21 protein-coding genes are annotated in these 24230 nt (G+C 61.9%); 6 read left to right on the top strand and 15 right to left on the bottom strand.

What is annotated here, in order from left to right:
* Positions 1-84: 84 nt before the first annotated feature.
* Positions 85-1413 (top strand): IS4 family transposase, encoded by a 1329-nt coding sequence (locus I6G90_RS16850; RefSeq protein ID WP_197928420.1) that lies wholly within the window; start codon positions 85-87, stop codon positions 1411-1413.
* A 58-nt stretch (positions 1414-1471) separates the two neighbouring features.
* On the opposite strand, the gene ompA is transcribed toward I6G90_RS16850, so the two are convergent.
* The 6 genes from ompA to ilvG all read right to left on the bottom strand — a co-directional run bounded on the left by ompA (position 1472) and on the right by ilvG (position 9189).
* Positions 1472-2566: a porin OmpA gene (gene ompA, locus I6G90_RS16845; protein ID WP_197928418.1), complete on the bottom strand. Its 1095-nt coding sequence runs from the start codon at positions 2564-2566 to the stop codon at positions 1472-1474.
* A gap of 235 nt (positions 2567-2801) precedes the next feature.
* Entirely contained in the window at positions 2802-4322 is a 1521-nt protein-coding gene (ilvA, locus tag I6G90_RS16840; protein WP_058052051.1) for a threonine ammonia-lyase, biosynthetic, read from the bottom strand.
* Between the two features lie 3 nt (positions 4323-4325).
* Positions 4326-6167 (bottom strand): dihydroxy-acid dehydratase, encoded by a 1842-nt coding sequence (ilvD, locus tag I6G90_RS16835; protein ID WP_197928416.1) that lies wholly within the window; start codon positions 6165-6167, stop codon positions 4326-4328.
* A 143-nt stretch (positions 6168-6310) separates the two neighbouring features.
* Entirely contained in the window at positions 6311-7255 is a 945-nt protein-coding gene (locus I6G90_RS16830; protein ID WP_075111942.1) for a branched-chain amino acid transaminase, read from the bottom strand.
* A gap of 12 nt (positions 7256-7267) precedes the next feature.
* The gene (gene ilvM, locus I6G90_RS16825; protein ID WP_075111943.1) at positions 7268-7546 is read right to left on the bottom strand and encodes an acetolactate synthase 2 small subunit; all 279 of its coding nucleotides are present in this window, start codon (positions 7544-7546) and stop codon (positions 7268-7270) included.
* Entirely contained in the window at positions 7543-9189 is a 1647-nt protein-coding gene (gene ilvG / locus I6G90_RS16820; RefSeq protein ID WP_197928414.1) for an acetolactate synthase 2 catalytic subunit, read from the bottom strand. Before ilvG ends, ilvM begins: the two co-directional genes overlap by 4 nt.
* 384 nt (positions 9190-9573) lie before the next feature.
* On the opposite strand from ilvG, the gene I6G90_RS16815 reads away from it, so the two are divergent.
* The 3 genes from I6G90_RS16815 (at position 9574) to I6G90_RS16805 (ending at position 13087) form a co-directional block, all read left to right on the top strand.
* On the top strand, positions 9574-11088 hold the full coding sequence (locus I6G90_RS16815; RefSeq protein WP_197928412.1) for a YifB family Mg chelatase-like AAA ATPase: 1515 nt from the start codon (positions 9574-9576) through the stop codon (positions 11086-11088).
* 127 nt (positions 11089-11215) lie between these two features.
* Positions 11216-12115 (top strand): acyltransferase, encoded by a 900-nt coding sequence (locus I6G90_RS16810; protein ID WP_139409837.1) that lies wholly within the window; start codon positions 11216-11218, stop codon positions 12113-12115.
* Between the two features lie 6 nt (positions 12116-12121).
* Positions 12122-13087 (top strand): acyltransferase, encoded by a 966-nt coding sequence (locus I6G90_RS16805; RefSeq protein WP_058052057.1) that lies wholly within the window; start codon positions 12122-12124, stop codon positions 13085-13087.
* Here the strand turns inward: I6G90_RS16805 and I6G90_RS16800 are convergent.
* A complete protein-coding gene (locus I6G90_RS16800; RefSeq protein WP_197928410.1) occupies positions 13012-13515 on the bottom strand; it encodes a DUF523 domain-containing protein in 504 nt (167 codons plus the stop codon). The genes I6G90_RS16805 and I6G90_RS16800 overlap by 76 nt on opposite strands.
* The gene (locus tag I6G90_RS16795) at positions 13512-14162 is read right to left on the bottom strand and encodes an NUDIX hydrolase (RefSeq protein ID WP_075111949.1); all 651 of its coding nucleotides are present in this window, start codon (positions 14160-14162) and stop codon (positions 13512-13514) included. Before I6G90_RS16795 ends, I6G90_RS16800 begins: the two co-directional genes overlap by 4 nt.
* Before the next feature lie 74 nt (positions 14163-14236).
* On the opposite strand from I6G90_RS16795, the gene I6G90_RS16790 reads away from it, so the two are divergent.
* Complete coding sequence (locus tag I6G90_RS16790) at positions 14237-14872, top strand: nicotinamidase (protein WP_197928408.1); 636 nt, start codon at positions 14237-14239, stop codon at positions 14870-14872.
* A 189-nt stretch (positions 14873-15061) separates the two neighbouring features.
* A complete protein-coding gene (pncB, locus tag I6G90_RS16785; RefSeq protein WP_197928406.1) occupies positions 15062-16240 on the top strand; it encodes a nicotinate phosphoribosyltransferase in 1179 nt (392 codons plus the stop codon).
* A gap of 70 nt (positions 16241-16310) precedes the next feature.
* Here pncB and I6G90_RS16780 read toward each other — a convergent pair whose 3' ends face one another.
* From I6G90_RS16780 to I6G90_RS16750, 7 genes are all read right to left on the bottom strand, one after another.
* Entirely contained in the window at positions 16311-16919 is a 609-nt protein-coding gene (locus tag I6G90_RS16780; RefSeq protein WP_042655883.1) for a thiol:disulfide interchange protein DsbA/DsbL, read from the bottom strand.
* Positions 16920-17056: 137 nt separating this feature from the next.
* Entirely contained in the window at positions 17057-18046 is a 990-nt protein-coding gene (locus tag I6G90_RS16775; protein ID WP_197928405.1) for a serine/threonine protein kinase, read from the bottom strand.
* A 103-nt stretch (positions 18047-18149) separates the two neighbouring features.
* The gene (gene ccoG / locus I6G90_RS16770; protein WP_042655882.1) at positions 18150-19601 is read right to left on the bottom strand and encodes a cytochrome c oxidase accessory protein CcoG; all 1452 of its coding nucleotides are present in this window, start codon (positions 19599-19601) and stop codon (positions 18150-18152) included.
* 155 nt (positions 19602-19756) lie between these two features.
* Positions 19757-20020, bottom strand: a complete 264-nt coding sequence (locus tag I6G90_RS16765) for a YihD family protein (RefSeq protein WP_042062469.1) — start codon at positions 20018-20020, stop codon at positions 19757-19759.
* 30 nt (positions 20021-20050) lie between these two features.
* Positions 20051-21205: a GGDEF domain-containing protein gene (locus I6G90_RS16760; RefSeq protein ID WP_197928404.1), complete on the bottom strand. Its 1155-nt coding sequence runs from the start codon at positions 21203-21205 to the stop codon at positions 20051-20053.
* 127 nt (positions 21206-21332) lie between these two features.
* Positions 21333-21722: a Cu(I)-responsive transcriptional regulator gene (gene cueR, locus I6G90_RS16755; protein WP_042062472.1), complete on the bottom strand. Its 390-nt coding sequence runs from the start codon at positions 21720-21722 to the stop codon at positions 21333-21335.
* Positions 21723-24152 carry a heavy metal translocating P-type ATPase gene (locus tag I6G90_RS16750; protein WP_197928400.1) on the bottom strand — a complete coding sequence of 810 codons (2430 nt, stop codon included), beginning with the start codon at positions 24150-24152 and terminating at the stop codon, positions 21723-21725.
* Positions 24153-24230: the final 78 nt, after the last annotated feature.

Genomic DNA, 24230 nt, shown 5'->3' with positions numbered 1-24230 from the left:
TTAATGCCGATCAGTTAAGGATCCATTGACCGATCCTGCTGATGTGTAAAAATCCGAAACCTGTTGATTGGTTTCGGATTTTTTATGCGTATCGTACAGGCTCTCGACTTCCTCCACGCCAGCAATCCCGCTCAGTTTGAGTCACTCTCCGACCTCATTTCCCCCGAGCTCATCACAACTCTGCTCGCCGAAGAGGATGTCGTGACCCTGCGCCGTCGCCGCATGCCCATGGAGCGCCTGGTCTGGGCCATCATCGGCATGGCCATGTTCCGCCATGTCCCCATGACCCAGCTGGTCAATCAGCTCGATATCCTGTTGCCCGGTGACCGTCCCTTTGTTGCCCCCAGCGCCTTCCTGCAAGCCCGCCAAAAGCTCGGGGACAAGAGCATCGAGCGGTTGTTTCACGAGACAGCCTCGCTCTGGCACCAGCAGGCCAATCACCCCGGCTGGGCCGGGCTGCAACTGCTCGCCGTCGATGGCGTGATGTGGCGCACGCCCGATACCCTGGACAATACCGCCGCGTTTGCCAAGCCCGGCACCCAGCATGGCGAGACAGCCTATCCGCAGGTACGCATGCTCTGCCAGATGGAGCTGACCAGTCACCTGCTTGTTCAGGCTGTCATGGAGAGCTGCGCCGTCAACGAGATGGTGCTGGCCGAACAGCTTGTCGCGCGCACGCCGGACCACTCGCTGACCCTGTTCGACAAGGGGTTTTACTCCCTCGGTCTGCTACATGCCTGGCAAACTGCGGGTAGCGAGCGGCACTGGCTGCTGCCGCTCAAAAAGGGCACGCAATACGAGGTGGTACGCAAGCTGGGGCGCCAGGATGTGCTGGTGCGCCTGACGACCAGTCCACAGGCACGCAAGAAGTGGCCACAACTGCCGGATACGGTGGAAGCCCGCTTGCTGACTCGCAACATCAACGGCAAGGAGCGCCAAGTGTTAACCTCGATGGTCGACCCGATGCGCTTCCCGGGGACTGACATCGCTGAACTCTACAGCCATCGCTGGGAAATCGAGTTGGGCTATCGGGAGATGAAGTACAGCCTGCAACAACATCGACTGACCCTGCGTAGCAAGAAGGCGACGGGGATACGGCAAGAGCTGTGGGGCGTGTTGCTGGCGTACAACCTGCTGCGCAGCCAGATGGTGAAGATGGCGGCGAGCCTGAAGGGGTACACGGCGAGTCAGCTGAGTTTTCACATGGCGTCGGTGTATCTCATCCATGAACTGAGCTGCATGCCGTACCTGTCACCGGGTACTATCCCGAAGCGGGTGGCTGAGCTGGAGAAACAGGCGGGGCAGTTTGTATTGCCGGAACGAAGGGAGCGAAGTTACCCCCGCTGCGTGAAGCCAAGGCCCCAGAGGTATAGTGTGAAAAAAGCCAATAAAAACAATACCAGTCAGGCTTAACTGACTGGCATTAGAGGCCTGGCCTCCCGTTTTTCGTTTATCGATCCCGTTGCTCGGCTTATTGAGCGGGCTGGGACACCCCTTCCAGATTGATCTCCACCCGGCGATCCGGTGCCAGACAGGCGATCAGTTCCTGTTTGGAACGGCTGGCACAGCTGTTGCCAGTGACCGGATTGGCTTTGCCACGACCCTCGACCCGCACCTTGTCGGCATACAAGCCTTTGGAAACCAGATAGCTGGCCACGCTCTGGGCGCGCTGCTCGGAGAGGGCCAGGTTGTAGTTGTCGGAGCCAATGCGGTCGGTATAACCCACCACGGTCGCGACGCCATCCTTCGGATTGGCCGCCACAATCTGGCTGAACAGGGCATCGAGCGCCTGATTGGCCGCCGGTTTCAGGGTCGCCTTGTTGAACTCGAACAGCACATCGGAACTCAGACTGAAGGTCTTGGGCGCCACCACGACCGCAGGGGCCGGTTCGGCAGCCGGAGCAGGCGCCGGTGCGGCAACCTCGCCCCCTTGCTGGCCGAAGCGATAGAGCATGCCGAACGAGATCAGACCGTTATCCAGCTCGATGCCGGAACGATCGAGCGAGGTATCGCCCAGCGGCGTGGTGTACTGGTACTCCAGACGGGCAGCCCAGTCACGATCGATGGTGTATTCGGCACCCAGCGCCCCGACGAAGGCGGCACCATGCTTCTTGCCGGTATCGCTCACACCACCACCGCTGATCTTGCTATCGGTCCAGGCATAGGCGCCACCGAGTCGGCCATAAAGATCGATCACGTTGGTGGCAGGGAAGCTGATCTTCATGGTGGCCTGCACAAGCTGACTCTTCGCCTCACCAGTGAGCGCCGTTGCACCGCTGCCCCCTTTCAGCTCATATTTGCCCAACCAGTCATAGCCCAGCTCAAAACCAAGATTCGGGTTGAGTTGATAGCCAGCAAATACCCCCAACCCGAGATCGTCGGTGTTCTCGCTATTGTTACCGACCAAGCTGAAGGCGTCGGCGATATCCTGGTTTTTATCAACACCGTAATAGTTCGACCAACCGGCCTTGCCACCGACATACCAGGTATTGTCCTGAGCGGCGGCCTGCACGGCCCCGGCCGCCAGCAAACCACTGACCAATACCGCAAGCATGGATTTATTCATATGTTCGCCTCTGCAATAAGTCGTTATGGGCGCCTGAGTGCGCACTATCCCTGTGTGAAGCCGTCAGGCGGCCTCTCCGTCAATCAGGGTATCCCATCCGAACGCAGCCTCAAATGACCAAGCCACCAGGAGTGTGAGCTTGGCTACATTCTCCGCTGCAAAAACCATCTGTCATGGGGCAGCCATCTTGAAACGAGGAGGGAGGCCTTGGCCCCCCTCCTCCGTCATTGACCCGTCAACTGGCCAGAAAAAGCCGGTAGGCGGGGTCGTCGCTCACCTCTTTCCAGCCGTAGCCAATCTCGTGCAGGTAGTCGTGGAAGGCGGCCACGTCCTCGTCCGGCAGCTCGAAGGCGCAGAGCACCCGGCCGTAGTCGGCACCGTGGTTGCGGTAGTGGAACAGGCTGATGTTCCAGCGACAGCCCAGGGTCTCGAGAAAACGCATCAAAGCGCCAGGCTGCTCCGGAAATTTGAAGCTGTAGAGGCGTTCACCGAGGGGCCGGGCCGGGCGGCCGCCAATCATGTAGCGCACGTGGTTCTTGGCCAGCTCGCTCTCGGTCATGTTGACCACCGGATAGCCGTTGCCACCGAGCTGATCGATGATCTGGCCGAGCTCCTCATCACCGCCGGTGAGGCGCACCGAGACAAACAGCGAGGCCTGCTCGGCATCGGCGTAGCGGTAGTTGAACTCGGTCACCATGCGGGGGCCAAGCTGACGGCAGAAGTCGAGGAAAGCGCCCTTACGCTCGGGGATGGTCACCGCCAGCATGCCCTCGCGCTTCTCGCCGATCTCGCAGCGCTCCGACACGTAGCGCAGGCTGTGGAAGTTGACGTTGGCGCCGGACAGAATGGCCGCCATCCGCGCCCCCTTGACCTGCTCCCGCTCGCTGTAGGCCTTGAGGCCCGCCAGCGACAGGGCGCCCGACGGCTCGGCGATGGCGCGGCAGTCGTCGAAGATGTCTTTCAGTGCGGCGCAGATCTGATCGTTGGAGACGGTTACCACCTCGTCCAGATACTGGTTGCAGAGGCGGAAGGTCTCCTCACCGATGCGCCTGACCGCCACCCCGTCGGCAAACAGCGAGACTCGTTCCAGATTGACCGGCTCGCCCGCCGCCATGGCCGCCTTGAGGCAGGCAGACCCTTCAGCTTCCACCCCGATCACCTTCACATCCGGCAGCAGCTGCTTGATATAGACCGCCACCCCGGCGGCCAGACCACCGCCGCCCACCGGCACGAAGACGTGGGTGAGGTGAATGTCCTGATCCAGCAGCTCCTTGCCGATGGTGCCCTGCCCGGCGATCACCTCGACATCGTCGAACGGCGGGATCAGGGTGTAGCCCTCCAGCTCGGCGAGACGGCGGCTTTCGGCATAGGCCTCGTCGAAGCTGTTGCCAAACAGCATGACGTTGCCGCCCTGACGGCGTACCGCATCGATCTTGATATCCGGCGTGGTCTTGGGCATCACTATGATCGCCTTGATGCCGAGCTTGGCGGCCGACAGGGCGACCCCCTGCGCATGGTTGCCAGCAGAGGCAGCGATGACACCGTGATCCTTCTGCTCCTGAGTCAGGGTGGCAATTTTGTGATAAGCACCGCGCAGCTTGAAGGAGTGGACCGGTTGCAGATCCTCCCGCTTCAGGCTGACGTGGTTGCCGAGCCGCTCGGAGAGTTTTTTCAACGTTTGCAACGGGGTCACTCGCGCCGCCTCATAGACGGGAGAGAGCAGCACCTTGCGTAGATAATCAGCCGCAGAGACCATGACTTACTCCCCCAGCATCGAACGATCACGCACCGCACCCTTGTCGGCGCTGGTGGCGAACATGGCATAAGCGCGCAGGGCAAAGGAGACCTGACGCTGACGATCGAGCGGCTTCCAGCCACGAGCTTCCACGGCGACGCGGCGGGCAGCCAGCACGCTGTCGGCCACCTCCAGCACCATGCTGCGAGCCGGGATGTTGATGCTGATGATGTCGCCATCCTCCACCAGACCTATGGTGCCGCCGGAAGCAGCCTCCGGCGAGACGTGGCCGATGGAGAGGCCCGAGGTACCGCCGGAGAAGCGACCGTCGGTGATGAGAGCGCACGCCTTGCCGAGCCCCATGGACTTGAGATAGGTGGTGGGATAGAGCATCTCCTGCATGCCGGGGCCCCCTTTCGGCCCTTCGTAGCGGATCACCACCACCTCGCCCGCTTTCACGGTACCGTCCAGAATGCCGCTCACAGCGCTCTCCTGGCTCTCGAATACCCGGGCCGGGCCACGGAAGGTGAGGTTCTCCTCATCTACCCCAGCAGTCTTGACGATGGCGCCGTTGAGCGCGAGGTTGCCGGAGAGCACGGCGAGGCCGCCCTCCTGGCTGTAGGCATTTTCCAGCGAACGAATGCAGCCTTCGGCACGGTCCAGATCCAGCTCCGGCCAGCGGCAATCCTGACTGAAGGCCTTGGTGGTGCGGATCCCGGCAGGGCCGGCGCGGTAGAAGTCCACCACCTCCTGACTCGGCTGGCGGCTGACATCATATTCATTGAGCTGTTCGACGAGGGAGCAACCCAGCACGGTACGGGTATCGCCGTGTACCAGACCCGCTTTTTCCAGCTGGCCCAGAATGGCGACCACGCCACCGGCGCGGTGCACATCTTCCATATGGTACTTCTGGGTAGAGGGTGCCACCTTGCACAGCTGCGGCACCTTGCGCGACATGCGGTCGATGTCGGCCATGGTGAAGTCGACGCCTGCCTCCTGCGCCGCTGCCAGCAGGTGCAGCACGGTATTGGTGGAGCCACCCATGGCGATGTCGAGCGCCACGGCATTCTCGAACGCCGCCTTGGTGGCGATATTGCGCGGCAGGGCGCTCTCGTCATCCTGCTCATACCAACGCTTGGCCAGGGTGACGATGCGCTGACCCGCCAGCTTGAACAGCTGCTCGCGGTCGCAGTGGGTCGCCAGCATGGAGCCGTTACCCGGTTGGGAGAGGCCGAGCGCCTCGGTCAGACAGTTCATGGAGTTGGCGGTGAACATGCCGGAACAGGAGCCGCAGGTGGGGCAGGCACTGCGCTCCACCTGTTCGCTCTGGGCGTCGGAGACCTTGGGGTCGGCGCCCTGGATCATGGCGTCCACCAGATCCAGCTTGATGATCTGGTCGGAGAGCTTGGTCTTGCCCGCTTCCATCGGGCCGCCGGAGACGAAGATCACCGGGATGTTGATGCGCAGGGCGGCCATCAGCATCCCCGGGGTGATCTTGTCGCAGTTGGAGATGCAGACCATGGCGTCGGCGCAGTGGGCGTTGACCATGTACTCCACCGAGTCGGCAATCAGTTCGCGCGATGGCAGGGAGTAGAGCATGCCACCGTGGCCCATGGCGATGCCGTCATCCACGGCGATGGTGTTGAACTCCTTGGCAACGCCGCCAGCGGCTTCAATCTCGCGCGCCACCAGCTGACCCAGATCCTTGAGGTGGACGTGGCCCGGCACAAACTGGGTGAAGGAGTTGACCACGGCGATGATGGGTTTGCCGAAATCCTGATCGGTCATTCCGGTGGCACGCCACAGGGCGCGGGCCCCGGCCATGTTACGTCCGTGGGTGGTGGTGGCGGATCTCAACTTCGGCATTGTCTCTACTCCCTGAATGCCCATATGGGCTCGATGCGTTATGCGGTGATGATACGAGTGGATCGGAATCGATCCTGGTGAAGGCACCTCGGGGAGCCTTCACCGGAAGCGACTCGGGGAGGCGTGACGCCTCCCCTCTCTCATCAGTCGTTGACTGGCGTCAGCCAGCCCCACTTGTCTTCGGTCTGACCGTTGAACAGGCCGAAGAAGGCGTTCTGCAACTGCTCGGTCACCGGGCCACGGCTGCCAGCGCCCACCTTCATTCGATCGACGGAACGCACCGGGGTCACTTCGGCGGCCGTGCCGGTCATGAAGATTTCGTCCGCCACATAGAGCGCCTCACGGGGCAGCGCCTGCTCGCGCACCTCGTAACCGAGATCGCGGGCCAGCGTCATGATGGTGTCACGGGTGATGCCGGGCAGGATGGCAGCGGTAGCGGGCGGGGTGAACAGCACGCCGTTCTTCACCAGGAACAGGTTCTCCCCCGCCCCTTCGCTCAGATAGCCGTTAACATCCAGCGCCAGCCCCTCGGCGAAGCCGTTGCGTTTGGCCTCGCGGCTGATCAGCTGGGAGGAGAGGTAGTTGCCGCCTGCCTTGGCGCCGGTGGGAATGGTGTTGGGGGCGAGCCGGTTCCATGAAGTGACGCACACATCCACCCCGTTTTTCAGCCCCTCTTCCCCCAGATAGGCGCCCCACGGCAGGGCGGCCACCATCAGATCTGCCTTGGCATCCAGCGGCGGATGCAGCCCCAGCCCCACGTTGCCGACAAAGGCCAGCGGGCGCAGGTAGCCACTCTTCAGGCCGTTCTCGCGCACCACGGTGCGGCAGGCTTCATTTACGTCGGACTCGCTGTAGGGGACGTCCATCCAGTAGATCTTGGCGGAATCGAACAGTCGGCGGGTGTGCTCCTGCAGGCGGAAGATGCAGGTGCCCTTGGGGGTATCGTAGGCGCGTACCCCCTCGAACACTGAGGAGCCGTAGTGCAAGGCGTGACTCATGACGTGCACCTGAGCATCTTGCCAGGGCACCAGTGTGCCGTTGAACCAGATGTACTTGGGTTGAGAGGCTGATTGGGAAGGCTGTGACATTGGCTTGGCTCCTTAAGCTCTGATCCGGGGTTGCTGTTCCAGTGCATCGACCCGGGAGACGTCCACCAGCTTCACCAGCTGGCTCCACAACTGCTGGATGGGACGTACCGACTCGACAGTAACCGTGATCCGCAGCTGTTGGCAATCCTGCTCCATATTCAATGCGCAGAGAGCGAAGCCGCGGTGACGCACCACCCGCAGCACCCGCTCCATCACTTCGGGTCTGGGCTGGGCGTGGATATGCAGGGTGTGTTGTGTAAATGCTGGCTGGGCAAGGGTGTGCGGGTTCATGGGCGTTGCTCCATCATCTTGTGGTTGGCGACTCCCGGCGGAACCAGGGGCCAGACGTTTTCTTCCTCTGAAATAGCCACATGCAGCAGATAGGCACTCTCGCTTGCCAGCAGGCGATCGAGGGCACCGGCTATCTGCTCCTTGCATGTGATGGTTTCGCCCGGAATGCCGAAAGCGGCGGCCAGCGCGACGAAATCGGGGTTGTCGGAGAGGATGGTCTCGCTGTAGCGGCCGTCGAAGAACAGCTCCTGCCACTGGCGCACCATGCCGAGGCGCTGGTTATCCAGCAGCACCATCTTCACCTTGAGCTGGGCACGGCGGATGGTACCGAGCTCCTGCACGTTCATCATGAAGGAGCCGTCACCGCTCACCAGCACCACTTCATCCTGCGGGCGCGACATCTTGGCGCCGATGGCGGCAGGCAGACCGAACCCCATGGTGCCAAGACCGGCGCTGGAGAGGTGGTTGCGCGGGCTGGTGAAGCGCATGTGCTGGGCCACCCACATCTGGTGCTGACCGACGTCGCAGGCCACCACGCTGGTCTCTGGCAGCTGGGCGGAGAGCTGCTTGAGCAGGGCCGGGGCGTAGATGGCCTGACCCGGGTGGTCGTAGCGAAACGCATATTCGCGGGCCATGGCGGCGCAGTGTTCACGCCAGGGATCGATGGCGAGAGTCATGGCGAGGGCGGGCAACACCCGCTTGAGATCCGTGGTGATCCCTACCTCGGCAGCGCGGCGCTTGCCGAACTCGGCGGCGTCCACATCGAGATGGATGACCTTGGCCTCGGGGGCAAACTCCTCCAGCTTGCCGGTCACCCGATCATCGAAACGGGCGCCCACCACCAGCAGCAGATCGCACTGCTGTACCGCGTAGTTGGCAGCCTTGGTGCCGTGCATGCCGAGCATGCCCAGATAAACGGGGCTGTCGGGGTCGAGCGCACCAATCCCCTTGAGGGTGGTGACCGCAGGCATGCCGGTGACGGCGGCAAAGTCACGCAGCTGCTGCTCGGCGTTGGCCATGCCCACCCCGCCACCGACGTAGAGCACCGGACGCTCGGCGGCAGCCAACAGGGTACGGGCTGTGGCCAGCTCCGAGGGGTTGAGCGCCTCCGGCTCTTCCACCGCAAACAGCGGGCTCTGGGTAGGCACGGCGGCCAGCTGCACATCCTTGGGAAAATCGATCAGCACAGGGCCCGGACGCCCTTCGGTGGCGATGGCGAAGGCCTCTGCCAGCACGCGTCCCAGATCAGCGGCATCGGTCACCATGAAAGAGTGCTTGGTGCAGGAGAGGGACATGCCGAGCACGTCGACCTCCTGAAACGCATCGGTGCCGATGGCGGAACAGGGCACCTGTCCACTGATGGCCACCAGCGGCACGGAATCGAGCAGCGCCTCCGCCAGACCGGTCACCAGATTGGTGGCGCCGGGGCCAGAGGTGGCGATGCAGACGCCCACCTGACCGGAGGCGCGGGCATAACCGACCGCCGCCATGGCAGCGCCCTGCTCGTGGCGGCAGAGCTGATGGGCCAGGCCACCGTCATACAGGGCATCGTAGACCGGCATGATGGCCCCGCCCGGGTAACCAAACACTTGGGTCACACCCTGTTTCTTGAGAGCCTGTACCAAAAACTGCGCGCCGTTCATGTGGAAAATCCTGTCCTTTGGTCGAAAAAAAACCCCCGAGCTGTGAGGCTCGGGGGTCGCTTGTTTCGTTCTGTCCGGTGGTGGGTCTATCCCTTGTTCCGTGCAGCTAAACGAGCCCCGAGCGGTGAGATAATAATCACCACTAGGACCACAATAATGCTGACGAAACGGGAGGCCATGTTCATAGTTACAACCGGAAATCCTGTGAAATTGGGGCGGTTTCAACCGCGAATGGCTATTAGAACTAGCACGGTGATTTTTATTGGGCAAGCCTTTTTTATGTGACAACCCACTGATTTTGGCTATTCCCCAGCCGGAACTCTGGAATAAAAAACCAACAACAAGCAGTTAGTCAGAACATATATCAACTCAAGGACGGGATTTATGTCATTAGCTGTGGTTTATAGCCGTGCCAGCCTCGGGATCGCGGCTCCGCAAGTTACAGTGGAAGTTCATCTCTCCAACGGCCTGCCCGCCTTCAACATGGTCGGCCTGCCGGAAACCTCGGTGAAGGAGTCACGGGATCGGGTGCGCAGCGCCCTGCTCAACGGCAACTTCGAGTTCCCGAGCAAACACATCACAGTCAATCTGGCCCCCGCCGATCTTCCCAAGGAGGGCGGTCGTTTCGATCTGGCCATCGCCATCGGCATTCTCGCCGCTTCCAAGCAAATACCGGCAAAATACCTGCTCAATCACGAATTTTTAGGGGAGTTGGCTCTGACTGGCGAGATCCGTCCCGTGCTCGGAGTGCTGCCTGCCGTACTGGCCTGCCGCGATGCAGGACGCACTCTGCTGGTGCCGCGAGAGAACGGCCCTGAGGCCTCCCTCATTCAGGATGCCGAGGTGCGCACCGCCCACCAGCTGTTGGCCGTCACCGCCTGGCTGGCAGGCCAGTACGAGCTGCCACTGCCGGAGCCCCAAACCACGGACTCCCTGCCCGATGTACCGGATCTGCAGGATGTGATCGGCCAGTCCCAGGCCAAGCGGGCGCTGGAGATCGCCGCCGCTGGCAGCCACAACCTGTTGTTCATCGGCCCGCCCGGCACCGGCAAGAGCATGCTGGCCAGCCGCCTGCCCGGCATTCTGCCGCCGCTCAGCGAGCAGGAGGCGCAGCAGACCGCCGCCATCCACTCCATCGGTGGCCTCACCCCGCGGGCCGGTCACTGGCACCACAGGCCCTATCGCACGCCGCACCACAGTGCCTCTGCGGTGGCGCTGGTGGGAGGTGGCAGCCATCCGCGGCCCGGCGAAATTTCGCTAGCCCACAACGGGGTGCTGTTTCTGGATGAATTGCCGGAGTTCGAGCGCAAGGTACTCGACTCCCTGCGCGAACCGCTGGAGACCGGCCACATCACCATCAGCAGGGCCGCCCGTCAGGTGGATTTTCCCGCCCGCTTCCAGCTGGTGGGCGCCATGAACCCCAGCCCCTGCGGCCACTATGGCGACGGCCAGACCCGCTCCAGCCCGGATCAGATCCTGCGCTACCTCGGCAAACTCTCCGGCCCCTTTCTCGACCGATTCGACCTGACGGTGGAGGTGCCGCTGCTGCCCAAGGGGAGCCTGACCGGCAAGGCGGAGCGGGGGGAGTCGAGCCAGCAGATCCGCGATCGGGTGCTGGCGGCGCGGGAGCGCATGCTCAGCCGCAACGGCAAGCTCAACAATCTGCTGGATAGTCGTGAAATTGAAGATATTTGCCGATTATCGCCACAAGATGCCGAGTTTTTGGAGAACGCCATCCAGAAGCTGGGACTCAGTATCCGGGCCTGGCACCGCATTTTGCGGGTGTCGCGCACCATCGCCGATCTGGCGGGGCAACCGGCCATCGGCAAGGAGCATATGATCGAGGCGCTCGGTTATCGCGCCATGGATCGGCTGCTGTCACGGCTGCGCAGCAGCTGATAGAGGGGAAAGGGTGAGTCCGGTACTATGACGGCTCTTAATGGTCTCACGGGCCATCGGCTGATATTATGGCCACAGATCTGACCACTTGATGGCCCTTTATCGACAGCAAGACGGACCCGAACTCATGCCCAACAAGCTGACAGAGCGACTGCGCGGCAGCCTCTCTACCCTGCTCTATTTTTTCAACACCCTCTTCTGGTTTATCCCCATCTTCTTGCTGGGTCTGCTCAAACTGCCGTTACCGCTCAAAGGGTGGCGAACCCTCTGCAATGCCCTGCTGGATGGCTGTGCCAGCTGCTGGATCGGTTTCAACAATCTGATCCAGAAAACCATCATCAAAACCCCTTTCGAGGTGGTCGGAGTGGACAAAGGGCGCCGGAATGAGTGGTATATGGTGATTGCCAACCATCAATCCTGGGTCGACATACTGGTATTGCAGCGGGTTTTTAACCAAAAAATCCCCTTCCTGAAGTTTTTTCTCAAGAAAGAGCTGATTTGGGTGCCTTTTCTCGGTCTGGCCTGGTGGGCGCTCGATTTCCCCTTCATGCGGCGATATTCCAGAAAATTTCTGGAAAAACATCCCCATCTGAAGGGAAAAGACATTGAAACGACCCGTAAGGCCTGCGCAAGGTTCCGCCACATTCCGGTGAGTGTGATGAACTTCGTCGAAGGCACCCGCTTCACCGGCAGCAAGCATCAGAAGCAGGGCTCGCCCTATCGTCATCTGCTGCTCCCGAAAGCGGGGGGCATCGCCTTTACTCTGGCCGCCATGGGTGATCAGTTACATCAACTGGTGGATGTCACCATCGCCTATCCGGACGGCATTCCCAGTTACTGGGATTTCATGTGCGGCCGGGTCGGGCAAATCAAGGTTCAGGTCCGCTATTTGCCGATCGACCGCAAGCTGGTGGGGGATTACTTCAATGACCCCGACTTCCAACAAGAGTTTCAACAGTGGTTGAACGGGATCTGGCACGAGAAGGACCAGACCCTGAGCCAACTGCTGGCAACCAAGGCGCAGTAAACACCCATGCTATCCCTGCTTCCCGGCCCGCTGGTGCTGATCATCAGCGCGGGCCTGACCATCCTGTTCACCGCCTTGTGCGCCAGCCTGATCCTGCTGGTGTCGCTGGCCAAACTGCTGCTGCCTGTTCCGGCTTTTGGCCGCGCCTGCAGCCGCCTCAACAACCGCTTCATGCGTCTGTGGCTGGCATGCAATGCACTGGTGATCCGTCTCACGATGCGCATCGACTGGCAGATCGAAGATAAGACCCGACTGCGCAAGGATGGCTGGTATCTCATCATCAGCAACCACATGAGCTGGACCGATATCGTGGTGCTGGGTCACCTGTTTCGAGACCGACTGCCGGTGCCCAAGTTCTTCATGAAGCACGAGCTCATCTACATCCCGCTGCTGGGGCTGGCCTGCTGGGGGCTCGATATGCCCTTTATGCGCCGCTATTCGAGAGAGTTTCTGTTAAGAAATCCGCACCTGCGCGGCAAGGATATCGAAACCACCCGCAATGCCTGCGAGAAGTTTCGCCACATCCCTACCACCGTCATCAACTTCGTGGAAGGGACCCGCTTCACCGAGCAGAAACGGGATGCGGCCCGTTCCCGCTACCGCCATCTGATGCCGCCCAAGGCGGCGGGGCTGGCCTTCACGCTGGCCGCCATGGGGGAGCAGTTTGACAGCCTGATCAACGTCACCATCCGCTATCCGGACAACGCCGAGACCCCGTTCAAGGACTTCCTGATGGGGCGGGTGAAGCGCATTCAGGTGCGGATCGAGGAGCTGCCGGTGGATGAGCCGCTGGTCGGTGACTACTTCAATGACAAGCAGTTCAAGCGCGGTTTTCAGGAGTGGCTAAACCAGCGCTGGCAGGAGAAGGACGAGGTGCTGGAGGGGTGGCAGAGCGGTCAGTCACCGCTGCCGGTTGCCGCCAAATCCGGGGAGGAATCCAAAGAGAGCGCAGAAGCCAACTCGGCCAGCTGATCCTCGGAGAACACAGCAATACCGTGGCGGCGCAGCAGGGCGGTGGTCTTGCCCTCGCCCGCCACAGAGACCCCTTCAAAGCGGCCGTTATAGATACGGCCGCTGCCACATGAGGGGCTGCCCTCTTTCAGCAGCGCGAAGCGAATGCCCTCCGCCTGACAGAGCGCGAGGGCCAGCTCGGCGCCGCGATCAAACTCTTCAGTCACATCCAGCCCGCTCGCCGTCACTACGCGCTCGCCCCGTCGTTCTGCAGGGGGACGCGGGGTCGGCAAGCCGCCCGCCACTTCGGGGCAGAAGGCCAGCGCCCGCCCTTCGGCACCCAACTCGCTCAGCCAGTCGCTGACAATCCCCTTGCTCTGGCCGTCGTAACGCACTGGCTGACCCAGCAGGCAGGCACTCACCAGCACACGAACGGGATTGGTACTCACGCTTCCGCTCCGTGCATCACCTGATCGAACATCACACAGCAGGGGCTCTCCAGCCGGTAGAGGATGGCGGGGCGCTGTTTACCGGTACGCTTGCGGCCGGTATCCACCAGAATGTCGGCGCGATGGATCCGCTTGCGAAACGCCGCCGTATTCATGGGGGTTTGCAGGATGATTTCGAAGGCACGCTGCACCTCGGAGAGGGTGAACTCGGGCCCCAGCAGATGCAACGGCAGGGTGCTGTAGCGACTCTTGATGCGCAGCCGCTCCAACCCCTTGGCGATAAGCTGCACGTGGTCGAAGGCGAGGCTCAGCCCCGGCAGATTGGAGAGCGGATGCCAGCAGCCGTGGGTCACTTCCACTTCCGGATCGACCAGGCAGAGATAGACCAGAGTGGTGGACCAGCCGCGGGGATCCCGCTCCAGATTGCCGAGGGTGCAGACCTGCTCGCTGTAGCAGTGGCCGAGCCCCCACTCCGCCAGCAGGCGGCGCTGGGCGGCGTCCAGATCCCGATCCAGTGCCTCGTCGATACGCAAACCGGGTAGCTGCCAACTGTGGGCAAAGGGGGGGCGATCGCGGGTCTCGAGCAGCAACTCGAGCCGCTCGTCATGCAACCGCAGCACCACCATATCCAGACTCATTCTCAGCATGCCGATCGCCCTGCTCGCCTTCCATTAATGTTTGGTAGATAATATCACACGAATAGTATGTGCAGGAGCCAATCATGGGAACCGTCGCCAGCCTGGATATTGATGCGCAGAAGGGCTTTACCCCCCTCTGCCCGAACGAACTGCCCGTCGCGGGCGGTGATGATATTGTGGCTGCGCTCAACGCTCAGGCCACCCTCGCCACGCTGCGGATCGGCAGCAAGGACGCTCACCCCGCCAATGCCGACTGGGCCGTCTCTGACCCCGCCGGCATGCTGCTGCCGCTGGATCTGCCGAACGCCGACCTCACCTGGCCGGTGCACTGCGTGCCGGGCAGCAAGGGCTTCGAGCTGCTCGACGGCCTGCCCGCCCCCATCGACTATGACTTCTTCGTCTGGAAGGGGGTCGAGCCGGATCTGCACCCTTACGGCGCCTGTTATCACGATCTGGCCGAACGGCGCAGCACCGGACTCATCGAATTCCTGCAAGCACGCCAGGTCGACACCGTACTGGTCGGCGGCCTCGCCACCGACTACTGTGTCAAAACCAGCGTGCTGCAACTGCGCCGCGCCGGTTTCCGGGTAATCGTCCATCTCGATGCCTGCCGTGGCATCGCGCCCGAGACGGTTGCCAGCGCCCACACCCAGATGATCGAGGCTGGCGCCGAACTGGCCCAGACCCTGATCGATGTACAACGCCTGCTGGACGCCTGATATGCCCCCAATCCTCACCAGCCTGTCCGATAGCGGCGCCTGCAATTTACCTATGCAACTGGCGTTCGCCCGCCTGCGGGGAGCCTGATATGCCGCCGATTCTTACCAGCCTGCTCGACACCGATGCCTGCACGTTACATATGCGGCAGGGGAGTACCGTCGTGCTCACCAGTCTGCGAGGAACCTGATATGCCCCCAATCCTCACCAGCCTGCTCGACACCGATGCCTACAAGCTGCATATGCAGCAGGCGGTGTTCCATCGCTATCCGGATGCCGAGGTGGTGGCCGAGTTTCACAGCCGCAATGAAGAGGATCTGCTGCCCATGATGGGGCAGATCGAGGAGCAGCTGCGCCTCGCCGGATCCCTGCGACTGACCAAGCCCGAGCTCGATTTTCTGGCCGAGCGCCCCTTCTTCACCCCTGACTACCTCGACCACCTGCGCCGCAAGCCGCTCGATGCCTCTCTGCTCAAGGTGTTCGAGCAGGATGGCCGCATCAATGTGCGGGTCGAGGGCCCCTGGCAGGATGTGATCCTGTGGGAGATCCCGGTGCTCGCCATCATCAGCGAGATGCGCAACCGCTTCCGCTACCCCCAGTTCGGCGTCAGCCATGCGCTGGAGCGGCTCGATCAGAAGATCGACAAGCTGGAGCGGGAGCTGAGCCCGGAGGAGATGAACGAGTTCAACCTCATCGACTTCGGCACCCGCCGTCGCTTCTCCCACGCGGTGCAGGATGCGGTGGTGGGTCGCCTCAAGGAGCGGCTGCCGGCGTTTCGCGGCACCAGCAACTATATGCTGGCCCAGAAGTACAAGCTGCCCGCGGTGGGCACCCAGGCCCACGAGTGGTTCCAGGCGCACCAGCAGCTCGGCTTCCCGCTGGAGCACAGCCAGCGCGCCGCCCTCACCAGCTGGCTGGACGAGTTCACCGACCATCTCGGCATCGCCCTGACCGACTGCATCACCATGGATGCCTTCCTGCGGGACTTCGACTTCGAGCTGGCCAGCAGCTATCAGGGCTTGCGCCACGACTCTGGCGATCCGGTGGTGTGGGGCGAGAAGGCGATCAGCCACTATCAGCGCCTCGGCATCGATCCTACCGACAAGACCCTAGTCTTCTCCGATGGGCTCAACCTCGACAAGGCGGTGCAGCTATTCCGTCACTTCCGTGGCCGCATCAACACCAGCTTCGGCATCGGCACCAAACTCACCTGCGATCTGCCCGGTGTCAGCCCGATGAACATCGTCTTTAAACTGATGGAGTGCAACGGCGGCCCGGTCGCCAAGATCTCCGACAGCCCGGGCAAGACCCTGTGCCGGGATGCGGAGTTCATCCGCAACCTCAAGCAGGCGTTCCACGTCGGGGTCTGATCTTCCCGAGCGCCAGAAAACAAAAAGCCCGCCGGTTCACACCGGCGGGCTTTTATCGACTCAAGGGGTATCAGTCTTTCTTGGCCAGCAGGAACTGCACCAGCTGGTTGAACTGCTCTTGAGAGGTGATGGATTCAATCTTCACCATGTACTTGCCGTTCACCAGGAAGGCCGGCACACCGCGAATATTGTAGCTCTCGGTGTTGCGATCGAACTGGGAGACCATGCCGGAGACGGCGAAGCTGTCGACGGCACCGTCGAACTCTTCAGCCGGTACGCCGTTGTCCACGAAGATCTGCTTCACCTCGTCACGGCTCATCGGCGGCTGACGCTGGGTGTGGATCTTGGTGAAGATGGCCGGGGTCAGCTTGGCTTCGGCGTTGAGCAGGCTGGCAACGGCATAGGCACGCTGCATCTCGGGGCCCATTTCGCGGCCGAGGAAGGCAACCGGGTTCTTCTTCAGGGTGACGCCTTTCGGCAGACCGGCTTGCAGTTGCTCAACGATCGGTTCGAAGGTGGCGCAGTGCGGGCAGTAGTAGGAGAAGAACTCCATCACTTCCGGCTGGGCACTGCCAGTCTGTTTGACCACATCGTAGTTGACGCCTTCCTTGAACTCGGGGGCGGCGTGAACCATGGGGATCATCAGCATGGCAGCAAGGAAAAATAGAACTTTTTTCATGATGTTTCCTGTTAAGGGATCACTGTGAGGCACGCCCGGCGAACCGAAGCAGTGCCAAGCCTATTGTTTCGCTATGCTGACGTCAATGGTCAGGGCCGGAGATCGAGTCCCGCTTACCGCACAAGATCCCTTTCATTTCACCAGTTTGGCATCAGGCTCAGCGGCGGCGCCTTCAGTGCTTCCAGCTGATCGTGCAGGGTCGCTATCTGCTGACGCCAGTAGTGATCGGTATTGAACCAGGGGAAGTGACGGGGGAAGGCGGGATCTTCCCAGCGCCGCGCCAGCCAGGCCATGTAGTGGACGATGCGCATCGCCCGCAGCGGCTCGATCAGCGCCAGCTCCCGCGAGTCGAATTCCATAAACTCCTCGTAGCCCGCCAGCAGGGTGTCGAGCTGGATCTGCTGCTCGTGGCGCTCGCCACTCAGCATCATCCAGAGATCCTGAATCGCGGGGCCGGTGCGGCAATCATCGAGGTCGACAAACATGGGACCGTCACGCCACAGGATGTTGCCCGGGTGGCAGTCGCCATGCAGCGAGATCTGCGCCACATCGAGGGTCATGGCGTCGCTGACATGTTTGATCAGCTCGTCGAGCACCCCGAAAAATTGTTTCGCCAGCCCGCTCGGCAGCCATTCGCCGGACGCCAGCAGCTGACGCGGTTCGTGCAACATGCTCTCCACATCGAGTCGTACCCGATGATGGAACGGCTTGCTGGCGCCGATCTGATGAATGCGACCGAGGAAACGCCCCACCCACTCCAGCTGATCGAGATTATCCACCTCGAACTGGCGGCCACCGACGCTCTGCCAGATGGCAAAGGGGTAACCCTCGTGCTCCAGCAGGGTCTCGCCCGCGAAGGCGAGCGGTGCAGCGACCGGGATCTCCGCCTCGGCGAGACGGGTGGCAAACTCGTGCTCCTCGAGGAGCTGGGCCCGGCTCCAGCGGCCGGGACGATAGAACTTCACCACATAGCGGCGACGATCCTCATCCTGAAACTGGTAGACCCGGTTTTCGTAGCTGTTGAGCTCGATCAGGCCGGAGTCGAGCCGCAGGCCGCTGAGATCGAGCGCATCCATGATGAGGTCGGGATTGAGGTCGGAATAGTTGAAACGCATGTCATCCACCATAAGAAAGGGGCGCCGTTGCGCCCCATTCTATCACTACTGCCCGGCATTGCCGTGCTCGCTGGTGACCGGACTGGCATAACGCCCGCCCCGCCGCCGCAAGCGGTTACAACCGGCTGATAAACTTGCTGCCCTGACGCAGGTTGCCCTTGCTGTCATCGGGCGCCGCCCCCTCCCGCTTCAGCACGAACTGGATATCCAGCGTCGGCCGTTTCAGGTTGTAGGGGTCGACCGCCAGACTGACCGGCAAGGTATAGATCTCGCCCGCTTTCAGGGTCACTTCACGGGGACCGAACCACTGATACTCGGGCAAGCCCTCCACATCCAGCTGGTAGGTCTGGGGCTGCAGGGTCTTGTTGAGGATCTTGAGGGTGTAGGTGTTCTCGATAAGCCCCTCGCTGTTTTCACGGAACAGCTGGTTGCGATCCCGCAGGATATCGAGCCCCATCGGCATGATGGACATGGCGTTGTAGACAAATACCCCCAGCATCACCGCCATCACCAGTCCGTAGCCAATCAGCTTGGGCCGCGCCACATGGGTGGAGTCGTTGGCCAGCTTGTGCTCTGTGGTGTAGCTGATGAGCCCTTTCGGATACCCCATCCGCTCCATGGTCTGGTCGCAGGCATCGACGCAGGCGCCGCAGTTAATGCACTCGTACTGCAGGCCGTCGCGAATATCGATGCCGGTCGGGCAGACCTGCACGCAGAGATCGCAGTCGATACAGTCACCCAACCCCAGCGCCTTGGGGTCCGCCTTGCGGGAACGGGCACCACGGGTTTCGCCGCGCTTGGTGTCATAACCGACGATGAAGGTGTCCTTGTCGAACATGGCGGACTGGAAGCGGGCGTAGGGGCACATGTGGATACACATGATGGCACGCATCCAGCCTGCGTTGCCGTAGGTGATGATGGTAAAGAAGCTCACCCAGAACAGCACCCAGCCCCCCGCCTGCAGGGTGAAGAAGTCCGGCACCAGCTCAGTCACATCCTGGAAGTAGGCGACGAAGGTCAGGCCGGTCACCAGCGAGATCGCCAGCCAGGCCAGATGCTTGGCCCCCTTGCGGGCCAGCTTCTCGCCGCTCCAGGGTGCCTCGTCCAGCTTGCGCCGCTTGTTGGCGGGCCCTTCCAGCTTCTCTTCAAACCAGATGAACATGAAGGTCCAGACCGTCTGCGGGCAGAGATAGCCGCACCAGACCCGGCCGAGGAAGGTGGTCACGAAGAAGAGGGCGAAGGCGGCAATCATGAAGAGCCAGGCGAGCAGGGTCAGATCCTGCGGCCAGATGGTGGCGCCAAAGATATGGAATTGCTGATGACCGAGGTCGAACAGCACCGCCTGTCGCCCCTCGTAACGCAGCCAGGGCAGCAACACGAAGAGGGCGACGAAGAACCAGCCCATCCCCTTGCGCACCCGCTGCCAATACCCTTTCTGGGCCCGCACATAGATGCGGTTGCCCGGGTTGAATCTGTCGTCGCTGGCTTTGAACGTATGGGGGTTGAAGGTCCCGGTTACGTCCTTGTCGGTGACGTCCTTGATATCGATTTTATCGTGGTCGGCCATTGCAAGACATCGCTCCCTTATTTGTTATGGAGCGGATTATATCTTAAACAGCATGCTAATTGTGTGGATTAGATGTATCTAATATTGGCGTTTGATCGCAATTTTCGGCAACAAAAAAGCGCATCACCCCAGGGTGATGCGCTTCCGCTAAAGATTCACTTGATTCCGCGAGCCTTGAGCAGTGCCTCTTTGAAATCGGGCACATGATCCTTGGCCAGACCGGGGATCATCGCCTGCTTGTCGGATTCCCGCATTTTGAGGTGATAGATCAGCATGTCGTCGGTCAACTCGGACAGAGAACCTTCAAATCCCGCTTCGTTGGCCAGTTTGGCAACAAACTGCACCAGGCTGAGATCCTGTTCCTTGATCCAGGCAGGCTGCAACAACTCCAGCAGCTCTTCGATACGATGACATTGCATAGACAACCTCTTTAATCTGTCACGTTAAACTCAGGCAACCTTACCCATCAAGGCTACTTCGATTCGATCCCGCCCATTATGCTTGGCCTGATAGAGTGCCGCATCCGCTTTCTGGATCAAATCGGCGATTTTCATGCTGTTATCCGGTATCAGTGTCGCAACACCAAAACTACATGTGACCCGACCGGAGACCAGTGACTTCTGGTGCGGGATGGCCAGCTCCTTGAGCGCCTGCCGCACATTGTCCGCCACCTGCAACGCTCCCTGCATGCCGGTGCAGGGCAACAGCAGGGCGAACTCCTCGCCGCCGTAACGGGCCGCCAGATCGTCCTCGCGCCGCTCCACCTCGGCCAGCAAGCCCGCCACCTGTTGCAAACAGTCATCCCCCAGCTGATGGCCGTAGAGATCGTTGAACTGCTTGAAGTAATCCACGTCCACCAGCACCAGCGACAACGGTGCACGGGCGCGATGACAGCGACGCCAGGCACGCTCCAGCGAGTCGTCGAGATGGGCGCGGTTGGCGATGCCGGTCAGGCCGTCGAGGCGGGAGGTGAGGCGCAGATGCTCGGAGACCACCTTCAGCTCGGCCACCAGTTCGGCGTTGGAGAAACGGTGGTGGAGCGAGGCGATCTGATCCCGCCGCATCCGCCGCAGCAGGGTCGGCAGAAAGACAAACAGATAGCCCGCCAGCATGCAGGAGACGATCCGCTCCTGCTCGTTGCCATTGCCCAGCTCGAACAGCATCGCCATACCCAGCGGCAGGGCAGAACCATAGAGGGTACGACGGCTGCCAAACAGCATGATGGCGCTGCCGGTGAGAATGAGGCTGGCCAGCATCATCATGGCGGCCCGATAGGTATCGGGCAGCTTGTCCATGTAGAGAAGCACCCCCAGCGCCCAGATGATGGAGGTAATAGTCACGCCGATGAAAAGTTCGCGCTCCAGCACCGGCAGCGGTGTCTGGTGCAGGCGGGATCGGCGCCAGCGCAGGTGCCAGCCCCGGCCAAGCAGCCACAGGAAAGTCCCTGCCAGCCAGCCAAGCGCTTCGGTGGCGGGCAGATAGTCGTGAAACAGCAGACTCCAGCCAAATGCCAACACGCCCAAACAGGGGAGACTGAACGATGCGTGGGTATAGAGCTGGGCCATGATGGCCTGCTTAACCTGGCGTGTCACACTCTGGGTCAACTGAGTACTCCTGTACAAGAGCCGAGCAGTCTACCACTACCCCCTGACCAGCAACAATAAAGCACCGTTTATTAAGAAGTTAGTCAATCATCTGGGGTTTACCCTGCGCTGGACGGTGAGCTCTTGCTCACCCCTTCTCCAGCTCGTCGAGGATCGGGCACTCGGGATTCTCATCCCCGTGGCAGCAGCAGACCAGCCCTTCCAGCGAGCTGAGCATGGCCTGCAGCCCGGCGATGCGCGTGCGCAGATCGACGATCTTCTCCTGCGCCAGCTTCTTCACCTGGGCGCTGGTTCTGTGCTCGTTGCGATAGAGCGCCAGCAGCTCCTGACACTCCTCCAGATTGAAGCCGGTCTCCCGCGCCCGTTTGACGAAACGCAGCTCGCGCAGCGCGCCTTCGGTGTAGCTGCGGTAGCCGTTGTCACTGCGTACCGGGGCGGTGATGAGGCCGATGCTCTCGTAGTAACGGATGGTCTTGGCGGTCAGCCCCGTGGCCTTGGCAACCTTGCTGATGTTCATTTATGCCTCCTTACTGATCGGGTTGGATGCTGGCCCGTGCGCCGCTCTGGGCTGCCAGCGTTTCAATAACAGGGAATTGCTCAAGACGGTGATGCTGCTCAGGGCCATGGCCGCCCCCGCCAGCTCGGGGCTGAGGTAGCCCAGCGCCGCCAGCGGAATGCCGATGATATTGAATACAAAGGCCCAGAACAGATTTTGCTGAATGGTGCGCCAGGTGGCCGCCGAAATGTCGATGGCATCGGCCACCAACCGCGGATCAGATCGCATCAGAGTAATGGCGGCGGTCTCCATCGCCACGTCGGAGCCGGAGCCCATGGCGATGCCGACATCCGCCGCCGCCAGTGCCGGGGCGTCGTTCACCCCGTCCCCCACCATGGCCACCAGCCCGCGGGTTTGCGCCCGCAGCGCCTCCACTTTTTCCACCTTGCCAGCTGGCAGCACGGTGTCGAATGCTCCGTCCAGCCCCAGCTTGGCGGCGATATGGGCCACCGGCGCTGGCGCATCGCCGCTCACCAGCCAGCTGGCGATGCCGCGCTGGCGCAGGGTGGCGATGGCTGCCGCACTCTCGGGGCGCAGGGTATCGGCCAACGCCGCGATGCCGGCGACCGTGCCATCGATGGCCACCCAAACCCGGGTCGCCCCATCGGCAGCTTGTTCATTCTGTTGCGGCTGATCAATGCCGAGCTGAGCCAGCAGAGATGAATTGCCGATGGCGACCGAGTGACCCGCCACCTGACCGACTATGCCGGCACCGACCCGCACCTCGACCGCCTCCGGCTGAGGCAATGTCGCACCGTTGCCGACCGCCTCGCGCATCGCCAGCGCCAGCGGGTGTTCGCTCGCCTGTTGCAGGGCGGCGGCGAGGCGCAGCTGCTCGGCTGTACCGCTCCAGCTCGCCAGCACCGGCTTGCCCTGAGTGAGGGTGCCGGTCTTGTCGAAGATCAGCGCCTTGATGGCGTGGGCCTTTTGCAGGGTATCGACATCCTTGATCAGGATGCCGTGACGCGCCGCCACCCCGGTGCCGGTGACGATGGCGGCAGGTGTCGCCAGCCCCAGCGCGCAGGGACAAGCGATCACCAGCACCGCCACCGCCGCCAGCAGCGCCTGCGCGAAGTCATTGCTGATGGCGTACCACACCAGCAGAGTAAACAGGGCGATGGCCATCACCACCGGCACAAACACGGCGGAGACCTTGTCCACCAGTTGCTGCAGCGGGGCCTTGCCCATCTGGGCGCTCTCCACCAGTGCGATGATCTTGCTGAGGCTGGAGTCCTCCCCCACGGTAGTGGCTTCGATCTCCAGCACGCCAGAGCGGTTGATGGCACCGCCCAACACCTTGTCGCCCTCGCTGCGCGGCACCGGCAGGCTCTCGCCGGTGAGGATCGACTCGTCCAGCTCGCTGGCGCCGCTCACGATTCTGCCATCCACCGGCACCCGCTCGCCCACCAGCACCCGCAGCCGATCGCCACGCAGCACCTCGTCGATGGCGACGCTCTGCCACGCTTCGCCACGCCAGACGGTGGCGGTTTCCGGCCGCAGCGCCATCAGTTCGCGAATGGCGGACTGGGTGCTGCGCCTGGCCCGAGCCTCCAGCAGTTTTCCCAACGAAATCAGGGTAATGATGATGGCGCTCGCCTCGAAATAGAGCTTGCCGCTGGCGGCCATCCCCAGGTTAAGCAGCAGATAGAGGCTGTAGAAGTAAGCAGCGCTGGTGCCGGTGGCCACCAGCACATCCATATTGGCCGCGCGGTTCTTGAGGGCGAGCCAGGCGCCGCGATAGAAGCGGGCACCGATCCAGAACTGCACCGGGGTGGCGAGCAGCAGCTCCAGCCAGGCGGGCAGATGCCAGGGGAACAGTCCGGCCATAGCCAGCATCCCCACCAGCAGCGGCAGAGTCAGCAGGGCGGAGACGATGACCCGGGTCTGCGCCTGACGGGCACTGGCGGCCTCCTGCGCTTCCCGCTCCAGCAACTGCTGGCGACGGCCGCTGGCCGAGCCCTGCGCCAGTTTGGCGCCAAAGCCGAGCGCCTCTATCTGCTCACGTAATGCGGCCGGGGTCTGCATACCGGGCACCAGTACAATGCGGGCCTGTTCGATGGAGAAGTTGACCTCGGCGGAGATGACGCCGGGCAGCGCCGCCAGCATCTTGTTCAGCCGAGCCGAACAACCTGCGCAACTCATGCCGGTAATTTGAAACAAAAAGGTCTCGCTGCCGTAGTCGTAACCCTGACTCTTGATGCTGTCGAGCACCACAGGCAGGCGATCGGGGCTGGTCAGCTCGATGGCCGCCTGCTCCAGCGCGAAATTGACGGTGGCCGATACCCCGTCGAGTTTGTTGAGGCTGGCCGCAATGCGGCTGGCGCAGTTGGCGCAGCTCATGCCACTGAGCGGCAATTGCAGATGAATGAGGTGTTGCTGTTGAGTCGTCATGCTGCTCCTCCCGGGAACCCGTCGGCACCACGAAACGCCGACTGGCAAACCCTAACCTTTACTGTAAGGGCAAGCTCA

This window comes from Aeromonas allosaccharophila, assembly GCF_016026615.1.
In the GTDB taxonomy this organism is placed as follows: Bacteria; Pseudomonadota; Gammaproteobacteria; order Enterobacterales; family Aeromonadaceae; genus Aeromonas; species Aeromonas allosaccharophila.
The sequence above is the reverse complement of the archived record's forward strand: the minus strand, read 5'-3'. Positions and strand labels throughout refer to the sequence as shown.

Coding starts and splice junctions, on each gene's coding strand:
- I6G90_RS16815 (WP_197928412.1), top strand. CDS start 9,574: ATGTCATTAGCTGTGGTTTATAGCCGTGCCAGCCTCGGGATCGCGGCT.
- ilvA (WP_058052051.1), bottom strand. CDS start 4,322: ATGGTCTCTGCGGCTGATTATCTACGCAAGGTGCTGCTCTCTCCCGTC.
- ilvD (WP_197928416.1), bottom strand. CDS start 6,167: ATGCCGAAGTTGAGATCCGCCACCACCACCCACGGACGTAACATGGCC.
- ilvM (WP_075111943.1), bottom strand. CDS start 7,546: ATGAACCCGCACACCCTTGCCCAGCCAGCATTTACACAACACACCCTG.
- ilvG (WP_197928414.1), bottom strand. CDS start 9,189: ATGAACGGCGCGCAGTTTTTGGTACAGGCTCTCAAGAAACAGGGTGTG.
- I6G90_RS16805 (WP_058052057.1), top strand. CDS start 12,122: ATGCTATCCCTGCTTCCCGGCCCGCTGGTGCTGATCATCAGCGCGGGC.
- cueR (WP_042062472.1), bottom strand. CDS start 21,722: ATGAACATCAGCAAGGTTGCCAAGGCCACGGGGCTGACCGCCAAGACC.
- I6G90_RS16790 (WP_197928408.1), top strand. CDS start 14,237: ATGGGAACCGTCGCCAGCCTGGATATTGATGCGCAGAAGGGCTTTACC.
- I6G90_RS16765 (WP_042062469.1), bottom strand. CDS start 20,020: ATGCAATGTCATCGTATCGAAGAGCTGCTGGAGTTGTTGCAGCCTGCC.
- ccoG (WP_042655882.1), bottom strand. CDS start 19,601: ATGGCCGACCACGATAAAATCGATATCAAGGACGTCACCGACAAGGAC.
- ompA (WP_197928418.1), bottom strand. CDS start 2,566: ATGAATAAATCCATGCTTGCGGTATTGGTCAGTGGTTTGCTGGCGGCC.
- I6G90_RS16830 (WP_075111942.1), bottom strand. CDS start 7,255: ATGTCACAGCCTTCCCAATCAGCCTCTCAACCCAAGTACATCTGGTTC.
- I6G90_RS16750 (WP_197928400.1), bottom strand. CDS start 24,152: ATGACGACTCAACAGCAACACCTCATTCATCTGCAATTGCCGCTCAGT.
- pncB (WP_197928406.1), top strand. CDS start 15,062: ATGCCCCCAATCCTCACCAGCCTGCTCGACACCGATGCCTACAAGCTG.
- I6G90_RS16795 (WP_075111949.1), bottom strand. CDS start 14,162: ATGCTGAGAATGAGTCTGGATATGGTGGTGCTGCGGTTGCATGACGAG.
- I6G90_RS16775 (WP_197928405.1), bottom strand. CDS start 18,046: ATGGTGGATGACATGCGTTTCAACTATTCCGACCTCAATCCCGACCTC.
- I6G90_RS16780 (WP_042655883.1), bottom strand. CDS start 16,919: ATGAAAAAAGTTCTATTTTTCCTTGCTGCCATGCTGATGATCCCCATG.
- I6G90_RS16850 (WP_197928420.1), top strand. CDS start 85: ATGCGTATCGTACAGGCTCTCGACTTCCTCCACGCCAGCAATCCCGCT.
- I6G90_RS16810 (WP_139409837.1), top strand. CDS start 11,216: ATGCCCAACAAGCTGACAGAGCGACTGCGCGGCAGCCTCTCTACCCTG.